Annotated in this window: 12 protein-coding genes; all 12 read right to left on the reverse strand. The window is 68.7% G+C overall.

The genetic code is table 11. The annotated features are described in order from the left end of the window. Window positions 1-87 precede the first annotated feature (87 nt). Entirely contained in the window at window positions 88-1278 is a 1191-nt protein-coding gene (gene tuf / locus ASE44_RS08085) for an elongation factor Tu (RefSeq protein ID WP_056008160.1), read from the reverse strand. Between the two features lie 141 nt (window positions 1279-1419). Next, entirely contained in the window at window positions 1420-3534 is a 2115-nt protein-coding gene (gene fusA, locus ASE44_RS08090) for an elongation factor G (protein WP_056008163.1), read from the reverse strand. Between the two features lie 87 nt (window positions 3535-3621). Next, window positions 3622-4092 (reverse strand): 30S ribosomal protein S7, encoded by a 471-nt coding sequence (gene rpsG, locus ASE44_RS08095; protein ID WP_056008166.1) that lies wholly within the window; start codon window positions 4090-4092, stop codon window positions 3622-3624. Continuing rightward, window positions 4092-4466: a 30S ribosomal protein S12 gene (gene rpsL / locus ASE44_RS08100; protein WP_056008169.1), complete on the reverse strand. Its 375-nt coding sequence runs from the start codon at window positions 4464-4466 to the stop codon at window positions 4092-4094. The genes rpsG and rpsL overlap by 1 nt, the downstream gene beginning before the upstream one ends. Window positions 4467-4812: 346 nt before the next feature. Beyond that, window positions 4813-6285: a DUF4878 domain-containing protein gene (locus ASE44_RS08105; protein WP_056778760.1), complete on the reverse strand. Its 1473-nt coding sequence runs from the start codon at window positions 6283-6285 to the stop codon at window positions 4813-4815. 137 nt (window positions 6286-6422) lie between these two features. After that, the gene (locus ASE44_RS08110) at window positions 6423-7064 is read right to left on the reverse strand and encodes a hypothetical protein (protein WP_056008174.1); all 642 of its coding nucleotides are present in this window, start codon (window positions 7062-7064) and stop codon (window positions 6423-6425) included. 37 nt (window positions 7065-7101) lie between these two features. Further along, window positions 7102-9543 (reverse strand): transglutaminase-like domain-containing protein, encoded by a 2442-nt coding sequence (locus tag ASE44_RS08115; RefSeq protein ID WP_056778763.1) that lies wholly within the window; start codon window positions 9541-9543, stop codon window positions 7102-7104. Next, window positions 9540-10913 carry a DUF58 domain-containing protein gene (locus ASE44_RS08120; protein ID WP_056778766.1) on the reverse strand — a complete coding sequence of 458 codons (1374 nt, stop codon included), beginning with the start codon at window positions 10911-10913 and terminating at the stop codon, window positions 9540-9542. Before ASE44_RS08120 ends, ASE44_RS08115 begins: the two co-directional genes overlap by 4 nt. Beyond that, window positions 10910-11878 (reverse strand): MoxR family ATPase, encoded by a 969-nt coding sequence (locus ASE44_RS08125; RefSeq protein ID WP_056008184.1) that lies wholly within the window; start codon window positions 11876-11878, stop codon window positions 10910-10912. Before ASE44_RS08125 ends, ASE44_RS08120 begins: the two co-directional genes overlap by 4 nt. Before the next feature lie 46 nt (window positions 11879-11924). Then, a complete protein-coding gene (locus ASE44_RS08130) occupies window positions 11925-17195 on the reverse strand; it encodes an Ig-like domain-containing protein (RefSeq protein WP_157579821.1) in 5271 nt (1756 codons plus the stop codon). A 77-nt stretch (window positions 17196-17272) separates the two neighbouring features. Then, complete coding sequence (locus ASE44_RS08135) at window positions 17273-18022, reverse strand: hypothetical protein (RefSeq protein ID WP_056778778.1); 750 nt, start codon at window positions 18020-18022, stop codon at window positions 17273-17275. A 70-nt stretch (window positions 18023-18092) separates the two neighbouring features. After that, entirely contained in the window at window positions 18093-19727 is a 1635-nt protein-coding gene (locus tag ASE44_RS08140) for a serine/threonine-protein kinase (RefSeq protein WP_056778780.1), read from the reverse strand. Between the last annotated feature and the right edge of the window lies 1 nt (window position 19728).

A 19728-nucleotide genomic window follows, 5' to 3' on the forward strand; every position in this document is an offset into this window, starting at 1 on the left:
ACGAAGGGCCCGGAGCATACGCTCCGGGCCCTTCGTGGAACCGACTCGACCGCGGACGGCCGATCAGGTACTTGCGTCAGCTGATGCTTACGCGAGGACCTTCGTGACGGTGCCGGCACCGACCGTGCGGCCACCCTCGCGGATGGCGTAGCCGAGGCCGACCTCCATGGCGATGGGCTGGATCAGCTCAACGGTCATGTCGGTGGTGTCGCCAGGCATGACCATCTCGGTGCCCTCGGGCAGCGTGATGACGCCGGTGACGTCGGTGGTGCGGAAGTAGAACTGCGGACGGTAGTTCGCGTAGAACGGGTTGTGACGCCCACCCTCATCCTTGGACAGGATGTACGCGGTGCCCTCGAAGTTCGTGTGCGGCGTGACCGAACCCGGCTTGACGACGACCTGGCCGCGCTCGACGTCTTCACGCTTCGTGCCACGGAGCAGGAGACCACAGTTCTCGCCGGCCCATGCCTCGTCGAGCTGCTTGTGGAACATCTCGATACCCGTGACGATCGTCTTCTGCGTCGGGCGGATGCCGACGATCTCGACCTCGGAGTTGATCGCGAGCGTGCCACGCTCGGCGCGGCCCGTGACGACGGTTCCACGACCGGTGATCGTGAAGACGTCCTCGATCGGCATGAGGAAGGGCTTGTCCTTGTCGCGCACGGGGTCCGGGACGTTCTCGTCCACGGCGTCCATGAGGTCGAGGATGCTCTGGACCCACTTCTCGTCGCCCTCGAGCGCCTTGAGGCCCGAAACGCGGACGACCGGAGCGTCCTCAGCGAAGCCCTGCGAGGCGAGGAGCTCGGAGACCTCGAGCTCGACGAGCTCCAGGATCTCCTCGTCGTCGACCATGTCGGACTTGTTCAGCGCGACGAGCAGGTAGGGGACGCCGACCTGCTTGGCGAGCAGCACGTGCTCACGCGTCTGTGCCATCGGGCCGTCAGTGGCGGCGACGACCAGGATCGCGCCGTCCATCTGCGCAGCACCGGTGATCATGTTCTTGATGTAGTCGGCGTGACCCGGGGCGTCGACGTGCGCGTAGTGGCGCTTCGGCGTCTCGTACTCGACGTGCGAGATGTTGATCGTGATACCACGCTGACGCTCTTCCGGCGCGGAGTCGATCGACGCGAAGTCGCGCTGCACGTTGGTCGCGGACGGGAACTTGTCCGCCAGGACCTTCGAGATCGCCGCGGTGAGCGTGGTCTTGCCGTGGTCGACGTGACCGATCGTTCCGATGTTGACGTGCGGCTTGGTCCGCTCGAACTTGGCCTTTGCCACTGTGAGTCCTCCTCAGGACGTTGTGCGGGGCGGCGGGCACCATTCGATGCCCGACGCACTGCAGGGATGTGTATTCATGTTACGCGATCCGGCTGGGTGTTCGCACACCCGGCCGGACCGCGGTGAAGAGAGAGTGAGTGACTACTCGCCCTTGTTCTTCTGGATGATCTCGTCGGCGACAGCCTTCGGGACCTCCGCGTAGCTCTCGAAGGTCATCGAGTACACGGCACGACCAGAGGTCTTCGACCGGAGGTCGCCGATGTAGCCGAACATCTCGGAGAGCGGGACGTTGGCACGGATCACCTTGACGCCGGTGGCGTCGTCCATGGACTGGATCTGTCCACGACGGGAGTTCAGGTCACCGATGACGTCGCCCATGTACTCCTCAGGAGTACGGACCTCGACCGCCATGAGCGGTTCGAGGAGGACGGGGTTGGCACGCGAGTAGGCCTCCTTGAGACCCATCGAGCCGGCGATCTTGAACGCCATCTCCGAGGAGTCGACGTCGTGCGCCGCACCATCGGTGACGATCGCCTTGACACCCACGACCGGGTAGCCGGCGAGGCCACCGACCTGCAGGGCGTCCTGGAAGCCGGCGTCGATCGACGGGATGTACTCGCGCGGGATGCGACCACCGGTCACGGCGTTCACGAACTCGTAGGTCGTCTCCGGAGTGACGTCCATCGGCTCCAGATCGAACTGGATCTTCGCGAACTGACCCGAACCACCGGTCTGCTTCTTGTGCGTGTAGCCGTACTTCTCGACCTTGCGCTTGATGGTCTCGCGGTACGCGACCTGGGGCTTGCCCACGTTGGCCTCGACGTTGAACTCGCGCTTCATGCGGTCGACCAGGATGTCGAGGTGGAGCTCGCCCATGCCCTTGATGACGGTCTGGCCGGTCTCGGTGTTCTGCTCGGTGCGGAACGTCGGGTCCTCTTCGGCCAGCTTCTGGATCGCGGTGCCCAGCTTCTCCTGGTCGGCCTTGGTCTTCGGCTCGATCGCGACCTCGATGACGGGCTCCGGGAAGCTCATCGACTCGAGGACGACCTGGTTCTGCGGGTCGGACAGGGTGTCACCGGTGGTGGTGTCCTTCAGGCCGATGACCGCGTAGATGTGACCGGCGGTGACGAAGTCGACCGGGTTCTCCTTGTTGGCGTGCATCTGGAAGATCTTCCCGATGCGCTCCTTCTTGCCCTTGGTGGAGTTGATGATCTGCGCACCCGAGTCGAGACGACCCGAGTAGACGCGGACGTACGTGAGGCGACCGAAGAACGGGTGCACGGCGACCTTGAACGCGAGCGCGGTGAAGGGCTCGGTCGAGTCGGGGTGACGCTCCACGACCTTCTCCTCGTCGCGAGCGTCGTGCGCCTCGATGGCGGGGACGTCGAGCGGGGAGGGCAGGTAGTCGATGACCGCGTCGAGCATCGGCTGGACGCCGCGGTTCTTGAACGCCGAGCCACAGAGGACCGGGTACATGGTGCTGGTGATGGTGAGGTGACGGATCGCGGCCTTGATCTCCGCGACGGTCAGCTCTTCGCCACCGAAGTACTTCTCCATGAGTGCGTCGTCGGTCTCGGCGACGGCCTCGAGGAGCGCGGTGCGGTACTCGGCCGCCTTCTCCTTGAGGTCTTCCGGGATCTCCTCGATGGCGTACTTGGCGCCCATCTCGACGTCACCCTTGGCGTCTCCACGCCAGGTGAGTGCGCGCATCTCGACCAGGTCGACGACGCCCTCGAAGTTGGACTCCGCACCGATCGGCAGCTGGATGACCAGCGGCTTGGCGCCGAGGCGGCTGATGATGGTGTCGACCGTGAAGTAGAAGTCGGCGCCCAGCTTGTCCATCTTGTTGACGAAGCAGATGCGCGGGACGTCGTACTTGTCGGCCTGACGCCAGACGGTCTCGGACTGGGGCTCGACGCCCTCCTTGCCGTCGAACACGGCGACGGCGCCGTCGAGGACGCGGAGCGAACGCTCGACCTCGACCGTGAAGTCGACGTGGCCGGGGGTGTCGATGATGTTGATCTGGTTCTTGTTCCAGAAGCACGTCGTCGCGGCGGACGTGATCGTGATGCCGCGCTCCTGCTCCTGCGCCATCCAGTCCATCGTCGACGCACCGTCGTGGGTCTCGCCGATCTTGTGGTTGACGCCCGTGTAGAACAGGATGCGCTCGGTGGTGGTGGTCTTGCCGGCATCGATGTGGGCCATGATGCCGATGTTGCGGACCTTGTTCAGGTCGGTGAGCACGTCTTGTGCCACGGGGTCCTCCGGGGATAGGTAGGGGTGAGCTGATTCACTCGGTGATGCGAGGGCGGACGGATCGTCCGCCCCCGCATCGGGCGGCGACTACCAGCGGTAGTGCGCGAACGCCTTGTTCGACTCGGCCATCTTGTGCGTGTCTTCGCGACGCTTGACGGCTGCACCGAGACCGTTCGATGCGTCGAGGATCTCGTTCTGGAGACGCTCGGTCATCGTCTTCTCGCGGCGGCCCTTCGCGTAGCTCACGAGCCAGCGGAGAGCGAGGGTGTTGGCGCGGTGAGGCTTGACCTCGACCGGCACCTGGTAGGTGGAACCACCGACGCGGCGCGAACGCACCTCGAGGGTCGGACGGACGTTGTCGAGCGCCTTCTTGAGCGTGACGACGGCATCCTGCTGGTTCTTGGCGGTGACGCCTTCGAGTGCGTCGTAGACGATGCGCTCAGCGAGGCCCTTCTTGCCGTCCAGCAGGATCTTGTTGACGAGCTGGCTGACGATGGGGGCGCCGTAAACGGGATCGGCGACGACGGGGCGCTTCGGAGCTGGACCCTTGCGAGGCATTACTTCTTCTCCATCTTCGCGCCGTAGCGGCTGCGAGCCTGCTTGCGGTTCTTGACGGCCTGCGTGTCCAGGGCGCCACGGACGATCTTGTAACGGACACCCGGGAGGTCCTTCACACGACCGCCACGGACCAGGACCAGCGAGTGCTCCTGGAGGTTGTGGCCCTCACCGGGGATGTACGCGGTGACCTCGGTACCGTTGCGCAGCTTCACGCGGGCGACCTTGCGCATCGCCGAGTTCGGCTTCTTCGGGGTGGTGGTGTACACGCGGGTGCACACACCCGCCTGCTGCGGGTTGCTCTTCAGGGCGGGCGCCTTGGTCTTGACGACCTTGGGGCTGCGGCCCTTCCGAACCAACTGCTGAATGGTTGGCACTACTAGCTCCTTGATGATGACTGCACGGTGACAGTGGTACTGCAGCATTCGTGGGCCGGTCTCCCGGATCACGAGGTCGTATGGACCCACCGGCGCCGCGCGAATGCGCGTCGCTTGGATGGTGGGTATGCCGTGGGGGCGATCGACTGCCGGGACCAGCCCGGCCGGGATCCACCCGATGGTGCGAGACGGGCGTCCGCTCCGCGCGCCACCCTCCGAGGAAGGCGGACAGCACGAGAGCGCACGACAGTGCGCACACCCAACCAAGAGTAGCCCGAGCCGGAGCTGCGGTCAAACGACGACGACCCCTGGAAGCCGTGCTCCCAGGGGTCGTCCAGCTGTCGGTCTACGGCAGGGGGACGAACGTCGCGCCCTCGTCCGTGAACCCCTCGACCGTGCCGCCGACGTTGAAGTCGACGGGGCCGCCGCCGCCGGGGCCGGTCTGGCCGGTGGCCGGGTCGGTGAGGGTGCACGTCATCGACATGCGCCCGACGGTCTCCGATTCGACGCTCCACCCGGTGCCGTTGAACTCGCCGACCGTGAAGGTCGGGCGGGTGTCGAACGTCCAGGTCACGCCGGAGGGGGTGTAGCCGGTGGCGTTGCGGATCTCGTAGGGGCAACCGGTCGGCGCGATCTCGGTCGACGCCCCGCAGCCGTCGATGTAGGTGTTGACGGCTTCCTCGATCGCCGTCGTCCCGGCGTCGGTGAGCGCGACCGAGAGGGTGGCCGGCTCCGCCGTCTGCCCGTAGCCGAGCGCCGTCGCGGTCGTGGCCTCAGCCGAGTACCAGTCGCTCTCGCTGAGGGCGACGTCGTAGGTGCCCGGGAGCGCCCGCAGCTGGTAGGAGCCTTCGGCGATCGGCTCGACATCCGTCAGGTCCACCCCGCCGACGGTCGCGACGGCGTCATCCGGTGCGACCACGTCGACCTGGACGGTACTGAGCTCAGGCGCCTCGAGCTTCCACTTGTCGAAGAGCACGGCGTCCTTCCCGACCTTCGTGAGCGTGAACTCCTGGTCGACGCTCTCGCCGCCCTGGGTGAGTCGTGCCTGCACCGTCGCGGTGTCGCCGCTCGTGGTCGTCTTGCCGATCGTGTACCCGGAGACCTTCCCCGAGGCCTCCTTGTAAGCCTCGTCGGTCAGGAGCACGTCGGCCGCGGTCACCTCGGTGCCGGAGAGCTTCAGCGCTTCCTCGGCGTCGCCCGCCTTCAGGGCGTCGAGGTAACCCTTGACCGTGACCTCGGGCGCGTGGAGCGAGTTGCCGATGCTCACGCCGACGATGCCGCCGACGATGATGAGTAGGAGCGCGCTGCCACCGGCGATGATGCCGGTCAGGCCCTTCTTCGACAGCTTCTTCTTGGGCGGCTGACCGGCACCGCCGTCGTACGAACCGCCGCCCTGGCCGTACGGTGCCTGACCGTACCCGCCCGGTGCCTGTGCGTACTGTTCGGTGGGCTGCTGGCCGTACTGGCCCGTGTCCTGCTGGCCGTACTGACCCGTCTGCCCGGTCTGGCCGTACTGACCCGTCTGGCCGTACTGGCCGGACTGCTGGCTGTACTGACCCGACTGCTGTCCGTACTGACCGGTCTGCTGGCCGTACTGGCCCTGCTGCTGCCCGTACTGGCCGGACTGCTGGTCGCCGGACCCCGACGACTGCGTCGGCGACTGCCCGTAGGGCGACTGCTGGCCGGACTGCCCCGTCGGGTGCTGGCCCGAGGCGGAGGACTGCGGGCCGTTGCCCTGCCAGCCCTGCTGCGGGTCGGGCTGAGCGGGCGGCTGCTGCCACTGGGGCTGCTGCGGGTTCTGATCTCCTGGACCGGTCATGGTGTTGCGCCCCCAATGAGCATGGATCGTGCTGCTGACAAGTGCTCGAAAGTATAGTGACGCCTGTTGGACAGCACGATGGGGAGATCTCCCCTCCTGGGTCCGGGAAGACCCCGACGCCTCCCAGGGGGAGGCGACTACCAGGGGGACGTCGGCGAATCGAGTTCGAGCGCGAGATCGTCGAGGAGCGCCGCCACCTGCGGTTCCACGTACCGCTCGATCGCGTCGTGGATGGCCCGGCGGTGTCCGATGAGGAGTTCGCACACCCGGCGACCGGTCTCGTTCGCGCACTGGTCGGCCAGGGCGATCTCGGTGCGCAACGCCTCCTTCGCGTCGTCCGACAGCGGCGGCGGGGGCGGCACGGCTCGCGCCTGGGACGCACCGAGCTCGGTCAGGGTGAAGAGGTACGGCTGGCCGGGATCCGGATCGGGGTCGAGCTGGAGTCCGTCGAACTCGGGGTCGAGCCCCTCCCCCGGCCGGTAGGCCCGCTGCGCCTCACGGAGGTCGGCCGCCCGCAGTTCAGCGCGCAGGATCGGCAGGTTCCGGTCCGTGTACTCCGCGACCGCGTGGTCGACGATCGTCTTCATGCGGGTCGCCAGGCCGTGTTGCACCTGATGCGGGACGTCGTCCACGAGGCCCGCGGCGCGGAGCACCGGTGAACCGATGCACCGTCGGCAGATCCTGGTGCGCCCGCGGTGCGCGGCGGGATGCCAGCGCGGCAACCACCGCAGCCAGGCGTCGACGGCCTGGCTCACCGTGGTCTCGAGCGAGCGCTCCATACTCACCGAGGGTAGCGCCTCGACGGCGGATCGGACCTCAGCGACGACCGTCGGCGCGCTGCCCGCCCGCGGACCGTCCCCGGAGGGACGACGGCGGCTGCAGACGACTCACGATGCTGCGCTTCGCGCGGTACCGGAACCGACTCCGCTGGCGGGCGAACCAGCCGAGCGCACCCTGGGCACGCGACGACTCCGCCTCGGACCGACGCCACAGCTCCTCGGCGGTCGCGTCGTCGACGTCCCGGCCGGAGAACACCGCGTCGTCGGTCGTCCCAGCGAGGGACGTCAGCGTCGTGGCTCCGTCCGGTTCCTGCGTGCCGAGGGCGGTCGCCGTGCTCGACCGGGTGGCCGCCGCCGGCACGCTGTACCCGAGTTCGGCGTAGCGGTCGACGAGTTCGTCCCAGGCGCCGGCGGCACGGCGGTCGCCGCTCCCGGATCGCCGTCGCTTCGTGCGGCGACGCTTCGCGCCGGCGATGGCCAGGAGCGGGATGACGTACAGCGACACCGGCACACCCACGACGAGGGCGACCCACCACACCCATTCCGGAATGACGAATCCGTCGTCCTTGTCGTCGTCGTCGCCGTCGTCGATCGACGCCTCGGTCAGGAGGCTGTCGTCGAGGTTGTCGCTGCGCGGCGGCTGGCGCACCTGCGGCTGCGGCTCGGTCTTGGGCTTCGGGTCCTGGTCCTGCGGGATCTCCGTCTCGTCCGGCGTCGGCGAGAAGGCGACCCAGCCGTAACCCTCGAACGGCACCTCGACCCACGCGGTGACGTCGTCACCCACGACCTGCACCGAACCCTGACCCTCGGTCACCTCGGGCGCGAAGCCCATGACGACCCGTGCGGGGTACCCGAGCGAGCGGGCCATGAGCGCGAACGCCGAGGCGTACTGCTCCTCGTCGCCCACCATCGGCGTGCGGGTGAAGAGCTCGGACATGCGGTCGGCGCCGTGGCCGGCCCGCGACGGCGAGCTGTCGGAGGCGAGGCCATGGCTGAGGAACCCCGTGGTGCGGAGCGTCTGCTCGATCCTCCGCAACTGTCCCATGGGCGTCGTCTCGGTCCCGACGAACTCGGAGGCCTTCGCGACGACGATGTCGGGGATGTTGGTGACCGGGGGCAGGTCCACCGGGGCGGTCGGCGTCGTCGCGAGGAACGTGTCGCTCGGCACCGCCTGCGTCGTGGTCCGCTCCTCGTAGTCGTCGCCCTCCCCGAGGCCCGAGGTGATGACGGCGGCCCCGCTTTCGGCGTTGTAGCGGACGTCCTCGGATCGCTCCGACGCTTTGCCGTCGAGGGTGAACGCACTGGGGTAGCCGACGCTCGGCACCCAGATGTCGTCGTACCCGGTGACGTCGATGGACACGCGTCGGTCGCCGCCCTTCGTGATGAGCTGCGGCCCGGGGAGCTGATCACCGACGAGCTCGAAGGCACCGGACCCGTCGGTGGCCGTCGAGGGCCCGGACACGGTCCAGAGGCGCCCGTCATAGCTGTCCATTGCCGCGAGCCGGATGCGGTCCCCCGGCTCGAGCCCGGTGGCTGTGAACAACTTCGTCTCGGCGAGGTCCTTCGTGTATTCGCGGAAGCCGGCGAGCGGACTCGGGTACTCCAGGGGGTCGAACGGCGGCGTGACGACCTCGCGCAGGACGAAGCGTGAGTCCGCGGGCGGCGAGGCCACGACGGCAGCACCCCCGCCGACGACCACGGCGACGGCCGCGAGGACCACGGTGCCGACGATCTTCTTGCGACGGAGGACCGCGGTGGTCGACGCGGCGGCGTTCTCCCCACGTCCGGCTCCCGGTCGCCAGCCCAGCCAGAGGAGGGCGATCAGCGCGAAGGCGATCCCCCGGACGGCGGCGAGGAACGGCGTCTGGGTGCCGAGGAGCACGCCGACCGCGTACAGGACGGTCGGGCCGACCAGGACGACGGCGCAGCGGACCGCGATCTGCGGACGACGCGGCAGCCAGCGCACGGCGAGCACGGCGGACACGACGCCGACGAGGAGCCCCGCCACGTACGGCAGGGTCATGATGTAGGCGGGCGCGCTCAGTGGTGTCTGGAGGGTGACGAAGTCCTTCCACCCGAAGACCGCACCGATGCTGATCCCACCGAGCGTCCGCAGGTTCGGCAGGACCGCGAACGTCGCCGCCGACGGCATCGCGAGGGCGCTGCCGAAGAGGGTGAAGACGAGGACGGTCGAGAGCCCCGTCAGGATGGCGTTCAACCGCAGCGCGTGTGACGCGACCCCCACCGCGAGTCCGAGCACCAGCCCGCCGAGGCCGGCGAGGAGGAACCCGGTGCCGCTGAGTGCGGCACCGAAGCCGAGCAGACCGATGGCCGCGAGGACGAACACCACCACGAGGTCGATCCAGGATCGACCGGGCAGCGGCCAGGGCGCGACGAACGTCGGGACGATGCCCTGCACGTCGACGTCGGCGGCGGCTGACGGCGGACGCACGGTCGTGCGCTCGTCGACGCCGCTCACAGGGCCCTCGACATGACCTTGGCGAGATCGCCGAGGGCGCCCACCGTCATCACGTTCATGCCGGCCACGTCCTTGATGCTCGCTCGCGCGCCGCGTTCGACGCGGATGCCGAAGACGTTGACGTCGGGGCCGAACAGTCGCTGGATACCCCGGTACTCCTGGGCCTCGAGCCGCGAACCGGCCACGATGATGACGACGCTCGGAGCCGGCAGCCGTTTCGTGGTCTCGCGGGCGAAGGTCCGCGGCGTCTCGAATGTCCCCTCGGCCAACTGCAGGCGGCAGCTGTCGTCGAGGAAGGAGGTCACCGTGTGGGTCCGCAGGGCGAGCCGGTCGGTCACGACGCTGATCGGCACCTGGTCGAGGATCACCTGCGTCGCGATGGACGCGGTGAGGGACACCGCCAACTCGAACTCGTCCTCGTCGTCGGCGTAGTAGCGGGAGTCGGTCGTCATCACGATGGTGAGCTGCGACCGTCTCGTCTCCTCGAACTGCCGCACCATGAGCTGGCCCGTCTTCGCGGAGGACTTCCAGTGGATGTAGCGCCGGTCGTCGCCGGCGACGTAGCCGCGGAGCGCGTGGAAGGAGATGTCGTTGTTCGTGATCGTCTTCGTGACGAGACCCTCGAGGTCACGGATGAGGCCGGCAGCGGTCGGGTGCAGCCGCGTGGTCTCCGGGTGAACGAAGAGTTCGACGGGTTCCGTCCAGCGCACCTCTCGGCGGAGGAGCCCGAGTTGGTCGCCGCGGACCGAGACGGCGGGGCCGGCTGGGATCACGGCACGCCGGTTCGTGGGGACGGCGAAGAGCTCCTCGTGCTCGCCGTCCTTCGGGATCGCCGGGATCGCGAACTCGGCGAGCCCGTAGCCGACCGGGACCTCGAGGCGGGTCGGCGTGGTCGCACGGCCGCCGGGGTTGGCGATGAGGACCTGCCCGATGGCGCGTTCGCCGACGGTGACCCGGCTGGGGTTCAGGTGGATGGAGATGCGGAACGTCGACCGGCCGAACAGGTAGGCGACGGAGGCGAGGATCGCGGCGAGGGGCACGAACCCGAGGAACACGAGCTCCGCCCACCCGAGGATGAAGCCGGCGACGGTCGCGACGACCCCGATGCCGAGGACCACCCAGCCGAGACCGCTGACGACGTCGAGCACGGGTTTCGCGGCGTCCCAGGCGACCTTCGCCCACGGGCCGACGACGGCGCCCACCCCGTCGACGATGCGACGGATCGGGTTCGGCCCGGCCGCGGGCGCGGCGTCCCCCGACTGCCCGGCACCGTCCGGTGAGCCCTCGACCGGCGCGCCGACCGCCGCCGCCCGGACCGCGTCGGGTCCGTCCGGCGCGGGGGTGGCGCGCTGCTCGAGGGTCTCGCTCATGCTGCGCGGTAGGCCGGCGGAGCGATGCTGACGAGGACCCGGGAGACGATGTCCTGGGCCGTCACGCCGGCGAAGTCGGACTCGGGGTCGACGATGATGCGGTGTGCGAGGACGGCCTGGGCGAGGTCGTTGACGTCGTCCGGGGTCACGTAGGTGCGGCCCTGGGAGATCGCCCAGGTCTTCACCGCGCGCACGAGCGCCAACGCGCCGCGCATGCTGACGCCGAGCGCGACGTCCTGGTCGTCGCGCGTGGCGGCGACGACGTCGGCGACGTACTCGAGGATGCTGCCGTCGACGTGCACCTCCGTCGCGAGCTGCGCCATGGTGATGACCGCGCTGGAGGCGATGATCGGCTGGACCTTCGTCGCCCGGGCCCGGTTGGACGCGTCGAGGAGGAGGTTCACCGAGGTCTGGCGGTCGGGGTAGCCGAGCGTCGTCTTGATGAGGAAGCGGTCGAGCTGCGCCTCGGGGAGCTTGTAGGTACCGGCCTGCTCGATCGGGTTCTGCGTCGCGATCACCATGAAGGGCTTGCCGGCGTCATAGCTCGTCCCGTCGATCGTGACGATGCCCTCCTCCATGACCTCGAGGAGCGCCGACTGCGTCTTCGGCGAGGCGCGGTTGATCTCGTCGGCGAGCACGATCGAGGCGAAGATCGGTCCCTTGTGGAACTCGAAGATCCCCTTGCCCTGGTCGTAGATCGTCACCCCGGTGACGTCGGAGGGCAGGAGGTCCGGCGTGAACTGGATGCGGGAGCTCGTGCCGTCGAGGGTGTTCGCGAGCGCCTTCGCGAGCACCGTCTTGCCCGTGCCCGGGTAGTCCTCGAGGAGCACGTGGCCCTCGGAGAGCATCGCCGTGACGACCAGCTTGATGACGTGCTCCTTGCCGAGGATGGCCTGCTCGACGTTGCCGACGAGCTTGCCGAACGCGTCGGCGAACCAGGTGGCTTGTTCCTGCGTGACAGTCATAGGGGTGGGCTGCTTTCGGGTGTCAGGGGTGGTGGCGACGAGTCGGTCACCAGTCGGTGCCGTTGGTCTTTGCCAGGTCGTAGTACTTGCCGTCCGAGAGGCGGGTGAACCGGACGAACAGCGAGAAGTCCGTCTTGCCGTAGTGACGGGTGAACTGGGCGCTCCCGCTTGCTCCGGCGTCGACACTGGCGAGGGTGCTCACCACAGAGCCGTTCTCGTAGAGATCGAGTCGATAGGAGCCCGCCGGGAGGTCACTCCAATTGATGACCACGGGGTAACAGCCCACGCGTCCGTCGCTGACGCAGCGGATGGGACCTGGACCCTTGCTGATGTTGCCCTGAGGGTCTGGCGGTGGCGGGTCCTTGACCGTGACCTCAGCCGGGCCGCCCTCGGGTCCGGTCCCGCCAGGACCGGTCGCGGAGACGTAGAGCTGGTACGTGCCGGCGGCGACGCCTTCCTGCGATGCACTCGTGCCCCCCGTCGACCCTTGGTACACGACGCTGGACCCCTTGACGAGACGCCAGGCATAGGAGTCGATCTTGCCACCGGTGTCGGCCGGTGCGGACCAGCGCATGGACAGCTTGGCGGGAGCGTCGCCGGACGAGCTGAGCGACACGTTCTGCGGCGCGCTCGGGACGCCGTAGGCGGTTGCGGTCACCGTCTCCGAACTCGCACTCGGACCGACGGCGTTCGTGGCGTAAGCGCTGAAGGAGTAGCTCTGTCCGTTCGTCACATCGAAGGAGCAGTCGTTCCCGGGCACACACTGACGGTCCTGGCCGCCGGTCCACTTGACGGAATGCGATTCGATGGGCGCGCCGTTGCTCGCGGGCGAACCGCCGACCACGACGACGATCTTTCCGCTCTTCGCGCTCTTCACGGCGATGGTCGGCGGATCGGGCACGTCCTTCACGACCACGGTGATGCGTCCCTGGACCCGTCGGTTCGGGTCGTTCGTCGCATCCTGGATCGTGTAGATCACGCTCACCGTGCCGCTCTTGGACGAACCGGGGGTGACCGTCACCGTTCCGCCGGAGATGGTGGCCGTCGCCCCGCCGGCCGGAGCGCTCTCCACGGTGGCGTCGAGCACCTTGAGCGGGGTGTCGGGGAACGGGTTGTAGTCGTTCGCGATCACGTTGACCGGCTCGGCCTTGTTCTTGCGGCCCTCCTCGACGCGGTCGTCGATGGCCCGCGGCAGCGGTCGCGTCGACGACACGACCTGCACCTGCACCGAACCGGGGATCGAGTACTCCTTGTACGTCACCGTGAAGTTCAGCGTCGCGGAGGTCCCCGGTTGCGTGCCCTGCGGCGCCGAGACGGACAGTTGCGAGCCGGACAGGGTGGCCTGGATACCGGCAGACGTCCCGGTGAGGCCCTGGTAGGACAGCGCAGCGAGGATCTTGGGGTTGGGGTGGTCGCTCGAGGCGCGCAGGTCGACGACGATGGCCGGCTCGCCGGCCTCGACGGGGATCGTCACCGGGGTGAACGTCGGCGGCACGTCCTCGAGATCAGGATCGCCGACGGTGATCGGCAGGGTGAGCAGCTTGCTCTCGCGGCCGTCGGTCGCCTCGAAACTCACCGACGCCGGACCGCGGTAGTCCTTGGCCGGGGTGAACGTGATCGTCGCGTCGTCGACGTAGCTGGAGGTGCCGTTGCCGCGGAAGTTCACGACGCTGCCCTCGGAGGCGATCGTCACCGGCTTGCCGGACGGCGCCTCGGCGATGTCCGACAGCTTCCAGGTGCGCGTCTCGTTGACCTTCACGATCTGCTCCGGCAGCGGGCTCTTCATCCGCGGTGGCTCGCCGTCGGTGGCCGCCGGCACGATGATGAACGCGGCACCGCTCAGCTGCGTCACCGGATCCGTCAGCCGGTAGGCGATCGCCTGCCGACGGTCGGTGAGCGTGACGCGGATCGTGTCGCCGTCGCGGACCTCGCCAGAGGCGGCGTTCGCGCCCTCGAGGCTCGGCTGCAGGTCGCCGACGACACCACCGGGGTTCTGCGCGCCGTCCAGCACATCGACGTCGATCGTCGACTTGCCCACGATGTCGGCGTCTTCGAGCACGTGGTCGTCGGCCTCGGGGTATTGCGGCTTCGCGTCCTTCGTCACCTTGACCTGGATGTAGGCGCTGTCGATCCCGCCCTTGCCGTTGGTGATCTGGTAGCGGACGGTGAAGAACGCCTCCTCCTCCGGCACCTCGATGACGACACGGCTCTTGCTGACCTCGGCGGTCAGGCCGTCGTCGACCGACAGCAGCTTCGGCGCGAGCTTCAGGGTGTAGCCGTTCGGGTCCGAGTCGTTCCCGAGCACCGGGACGGAAGCGACCTTGCCCGGCAACACCTCGACGTAGTCGTCGACGGCGTTCGGCTGCCCGTCGACCTCCGGCCGGCCGATGACGCCGATCTTGATCGTGCCGACGGCGACCGCGCCGTAGGTGTCCTTCACGCGGTACTGGAAGGTGTCCGTGCCAGAGGAGTCGGGTGCGGCCTCGTAGACGAACCAGGTGCTCCCCTGTTCGATGACCCGACCGAGGAGCGGCGCGGACGCGATGTCGTCGACGACGACGGAGTCGCCGTTCGGGTCGAGGCCGTCGAGCGGGACGTCCACACGGACCGTCGCGCCGGCGAACACGCGCGAGGTGAGCAGCTGCGGGACGGGCGGCTGGTTGTTCTTCTTGTCCTCGCCGACCACGTTGAACGTGACCGTCGCGGTGTCGGCCTCACCGAAGGTGTCGTAGACGCGGTAGGTGGTCGTGTAGGTGCCAGGCTCGCTCGGGGCCTGGAACCGGACCTCGTCGTCGTCGACGAACGCGAGTCCTGCGGTCGGCGGGTCGACGAGGGCGCGGTCGACGAGCATGACGGCGGCGTCCGGGTGGTAGTCGTTCTCGAGCACCGCGACGTTCGCGATGTCTCCGGCTCGGACGACGATCGCGTCGTCGGTGGCGACCGGCGCCTGGTGTTTCGGCAACGGTGGCACGGGCACGACGGTCACAGCCGCCGTCGCCGTCGAGGTGCCATCCGAGACCACGTAGGTGAACTGGAGCTGCCGCTCGATCGGCGCCGAGGACGAGACCCGGATGACCGCGCTGTCGAGGACCTCGACGGACAGCGACGCCGACTCGTCGGGGACGGAGACGGACTGCACAGCGAGCACTTGCCCGCCAGGCGACTCGTCGTTGGCGAGGACCGGGATCGTGATCGTCTCGTTCGGGCGGAGGTAGCCCTCGTCCTTCACCGCGACGGGTGGCCGCACATCGGTCGGCTTCTCGAGGACGTCCACGCGGATGAGCCCGATGCTCGACGCGATACCGGCCCCGAGCGTGTACTTGAGGTAGTAGGTGCCCGGCTCGTTGGAGGAGACGGTGACCGACTGCTTCTCGAGGCTCGGCGACGACACGAGCCCACCCTGCAGGGCGTCGACGCCGATGAGGCCGAGCGGCGCACCGCTCGGGGACTGGTCGTTCGCGAGCGGGAGGACCTGGGCGGACTCTCCGACGAACGTCGACACGAAGTCCGGGGTACCGATCGGGCTCAAGGCACCGGCCGGCTGCACGTCGACCTTGAGCGTGCCCTCCGCCGAGGTCACGCCGTCGGACACCACGAACTTGACGTCGCGCGGGCCCATCTCGGGCGAGGCATGGGTGAACGTGACGAAGCCGTCCGGTGTGAACCGCACGAGGTCGCTGGATGCGGGCGACGCCGACTGGAGGAAGATGTCGTCGCCGTCGGGGTCGCGCCAGTCGGCGAGCACGTTGTAGGTGACCGTCTGCCCGGCCTCGACCGAGACCGCCGCCTCCCGATGGGACGTCGGCGGCTCGTTGACCTCCGGCGGCTTGATGGCGAGGCTCACGACGGCATCCGCCACACCACCAGGACGGCCGTCGTTCACGGAGTAGCGGAACGACGTCGTTCCGGCCACGAAGCCCTCAGCCGGGGTGAACTGGAGCGCCCGGCCGCCGTCGATGGATTCGAGCTTGCCCGTCTCCGCGGAGACGTCGCTCGTGTTCTGGATCGTGAGGACGTCGCCGTCCGCGTCGGAATCGTTGTCGAGGAGCGGCAGGACCGTCGCGCGGCCCGGACGGACCCCGAAGGCGTCGTCGCGGGCGATGGGCGGACGGTTCTCCTCGGTGCGCTCGGCGAGGGTGTCCTCGAAGGACTGCTCGGAGGCCTTCTCGTCGCCGTCCTCGCCGTCCTCCTCCTGCGGAGGCGTCACCTCGTCCCAGTTGTCGACGAGCCGCATGTTCGCCTGCACGAGCCAGGAGTTGCCGGTCTGGACGTTGTTGAGCGCGATCACCGAGCGGTTGACGCGGAAGACGAGCTGCTGCCCGATGGTCTCCGGGTTGATGTCCTCGATGACCGGCTTCTTGTCGGCGCACTCGGCGGCGTACCGGCTGGACGATGCCCAGGCGCCGTGCATGCAGCCGTCGAGGTTGACGGGTGCGGTGACCTCGTCCGCGCTCGTCGCTGCGGTGAGGACGTCCGCGTCGAGCACCTCCGGGTCGCCGCCACCGAGCGGGATGCGGACCAGGGAGTCACCGGTCGCGACGACCGCGCTGTCGTCCGTCGCCGAGGGTTCCTGGATCTTGAGCGGATCACCCGGAAGCTCGACGACGGAACCGTCCTGCTTGATGAGGTCGCCGGACTTGAGATCGAGGATGACCGCCTGCTCACCTGCGGCGCTCAGCTGGTAGTCCTTGAGCTTCGGGAGCTTCGACTCGGTCTTCGTGCCGTCGGGCAGGATCCGGTAGAGGCGTCCCTTGGTGGGCGCCACCGCGAGGATGGTGCCCGTCGAGGTGACGACCGCCTGTCCCGCCTTGCCGATGGAGACGATCGGCTTCGTCTCGGTGGGGTCGAAGCGGAGCTCGCCGGCGGCGTCGACCGACCAGAGCTTGCCCGTCTCCCCCGCGACGACCGACAGACGGTCACCGCCGTAGTGCACCGTCGCACCGGTGGGCAGCGAGACCCGCTGGATGAGGCTCGTGAACGCCGGATCGATGCGCTCGAGCGAGGAGAGCGCCTTGTCCTGGAGGAAGACGTCGTCGCCGTTCTGCAGGATGTCGGCGTTGTTCGACGCCGTCGAGACCGCGCCGTCGAGTTCGGAGATCTGGTCGTTGAGACGGCCGGCCAGGAGCGATTCGCCGTTCGTGACCCAGACGTCGCGGGACTCGAGGTCCACCTCCGTCACCGGGAAGCCCTGGTGGATGAGGGCCGCGGTCACGGGGACGGCGACGAGGACCGACAGGGCCGTGATCGAGGCCGCGGTCTTGCGCTTGCGCAGCCAGCCGCTCCAGTTGCTCACGATCCCCCAGATGTGTTCGGTCAACGCGCGGTCGAGCGACCGCACTGCAAACGCGGAGTCACTCTAACAAACAAGTGAGGCGTGGAAAACGGTTGCGAGGGTCAACCCCGGGCCGGTTGTCCCTCGTCGACCGCCGCCTGCTCGGCGTGGTCGAGGAGCGGCAGATCACTGGCGTCCACGAGGCGGGTCGACACCGCGTACTCGACGAGCCGAGCGCGGCGTCCGGTCGCGAGTTTACCGGGCCCGCCGCGCAGCCCCTGGACGCCGAACTTGTCCAGTTTGTCGCAGACGTTGTCGAGCTTGCGGTTGAACGTCGTCTGGCTCCAGCCGAGCCGGGCCGCCGCCGCCGCCGAAGCCGGGATCTCGCCACGCCCGGGCGACGCCTGCCGGAGGACGTCCTCGGCAAGCGCCACGATCAGCAGGCGCTGGCTGCTCGTGAGATGGATCGGTCCGACCGTCGTGGTGCCCGCCGTGGTCGTCGAGAGCTGCGACGGGCTGAAGTACTCGAGGTCCGAGGTGATCGTGAAGTCGTAGGTCGTCGTCCCGGCACTGAACAGCACCTGGAGTTCGGGGAAGACGATCGGCAGACGCGCTCCGGGGGCGAGCCAGGCCTGCACGTTCCCGGTGGTGTCGGTCACCGTCGCGGAGAGGGTGTTGCCGATGTTCGTGAGCCACCAGAGCCCGGCGTCGAAGGTGATGCTGAGGAAGGTGCGGTGCAGGAACGGGTTCTCGTCGACGACGAGGTCGCCCTCCCGTCCGATGAGGAACGGCTGCCGTGCATCGACGGCGTACTGCTCGCCGCAGAACTCGACGCGTACCGCGGTCTTCCTCGTCGCCTCGTCCGTGGTCATCGTCTGCTCCCCTTGCTGTCCATGGTCGTCGTGTCCGTTCCCGCCGCGCCCGTCGGGCAGCCCGTCGAGGTCACTGCTGTGAGCACATCTCGAGTGGGTCCGGCGAGGTGACGCCCGCGCGGACGATCACCACCTCGATGCAGAGCTGCGCGCCAGGGGCGCTCGGCTTCAGGTCGACCGCGTACGTCGAGGTCGGGACCTTCGGCGAGTCCTTGCCGCCGCTCGTCACCTGGTAGATGTACGTGTCGCCGTCCTTCGGGTCCGGGTTGTCCCAGATGAACGTGACGACGCTGCCGTCCTCGCTGATGTTCACCCCGAACGCCTTCGGCGAGGGGACGTCGCTCAGCTGGATCGGCGCGCCGGTCGCCGCCGCCGTCGGTTTCGGGTCGGTGACGGCGCCCTGCCAGACGATGCCGGCGGCGATTCCACCGACGGCGAGCACCGCGACGCCACCGACCACGAGCCACCGCGTCAGGCGGCGGCGCTTGGCGAGCCGTACGGCGTCGTCCGTCGGGTCCGTCGTCGGTTCGGTCGTGGCCGGCTCGAGGCGGTCGCGACGGATCGTCTCGGAGGGTGCCGAGGCGGATGCGCCGATGACGATGGGTGCCGAGGGCTGGATCGGTTGGACGAGCGGGCCGGCCGACCGCACCACCGTCTCGTCGCCGAGCGCGGGCTGGATACCCGGCCGGGGCTGAGCCTCCACCGACGGCACCTGTCGGACCCGGGTCTCGTCGGAGGCGCTGCCGCTCGTGTCCTGCCGCGGGGCCTGCGACGGCGGTTGCACGAGGTTCGGGATGTCGATGGGCGTCGGCGCGTAGGCGAGTTCCATCTCGACCCGCTGCAACGCGCGGGCGAAGTCGACGGCGCTGTCGAAGCGGTTGGCGCGGTCCTTCGCGAGGCCCTTCTGCAGCGTCGCGACGAGTGAGGCGGGTGCGTCGTCACGCCCGAGCGGGGTGACGGTCCCTCGCTCGATGCGGCTGATGAGGTCGGCCGCGCCGTTCGACTGGCCCGGGATCTCGAAGGGCGTCCGTCCGGCGAGCAGCGTGTAGACGGTGGCGGCCAGGGAGAAGACGTCCGACCGGACGTCGGGTCGTGGCTCGTCCTCGAACATCTCGGGTGGCGACCACGGGATCGACAGACCGACCGTCTGCGTTCCGGAGGCCCCCGTCGAACCCACGTCCCCCGGGCGGCCCTCCACGGCGGACGGCACTTCGAGCTCGACGGCCTGGGAGATGCCGAAGTCGGTGAGTGCCGGCCAGCCGTAGGCGTTCGTGAGCACGTTGGCCGGCTTGATGTCGCGGTGCAGGATGCCGGCCGCGTGCGCGGTGGCGACCGCACTGGCGAGGCGGACACCCGTGCGCAGCGCGTCGGCGACGGGGAACCGGCGCAGCTTCGCCTGTTCGGCGAGGCTCGGCCCGGCGCAGTACTCCATGGCGAGGTACGGCCGACCGTCGGGTGCGACGTCCGCCGTGTAGATCGTGACGATGTACGGATGCGCCGACAGCTGCGCCATGAGGTTCGCCTCGGCGACGAACGCCTCACGCGTCTGCTCACTGAGGTGCTCGGCGAGGAGGACCTTGACGGCCACTTGACGCCTCGGCAGCTGCTGCTCGTACAGGAAGACGTCGGAGAACCCGCCCGCTCCGAGCTGTCGTTCGAACCGCAGTCCGGGGATGGCCGGCGGTTGTGAGGGGGAACGACGCACG

It is taken from the genome of Plantibacter sp. Leaf1, from assembly GCF_001421315.1.
Taxonomy (GTDB): domain Bacteria; phylum Actinomycetota; class Actinomycetes; order Actinomycetales; family Microbacteriaceae; genus Plantibacter.

Bases quoted from the DNA above. Each gene is read 5' to 3' on its own strand.
- rpsG (WP_056008166.1), bottom strand. From the start codon at position 4,092: ATGCCTCGCAAGGGTCCAGCTCCGAAGCGCCCCGTCGTCGCCGATCCC.
- ASE44_RS08105 (WP_056778760.1), bottom strand. From the start codon at position 6,285: ATGACCGGTCCAGGAGATCAGAACCCGCAGCAGCCCCAGTGGCAGCAG.
- ASE44_RS08110 (WP_056008174.1), bottom strand. From the start codon at position 7,064: ATGGAGCGCTCGCTCGAGACCACGGTGAGCCAGGCCGTCGACGCCTGG.
- ASE44_RS08120 (WP_056778766.1), bottom strand. From the start codon at position 10,913: ATGAGCGAGACCCTCGAGCAGCGCGCCACCCCCGCGCCGGACGGACCC.
- ASE44_RS08125 (WP_056008184.1), bottom strand. From the start codon at position 11,878: ATGACTGTCACGCAGGAACAAGCCACCTGGTTCGCCGACGCGTTCGGC.
- ASE44_RS08135 (WP_056778778.1), bottom strand. From the start codon at position 18,022: ATGACCACGGACGAGGCGACGAGGAAGACCGCGGTACGCGTCGAGTTC.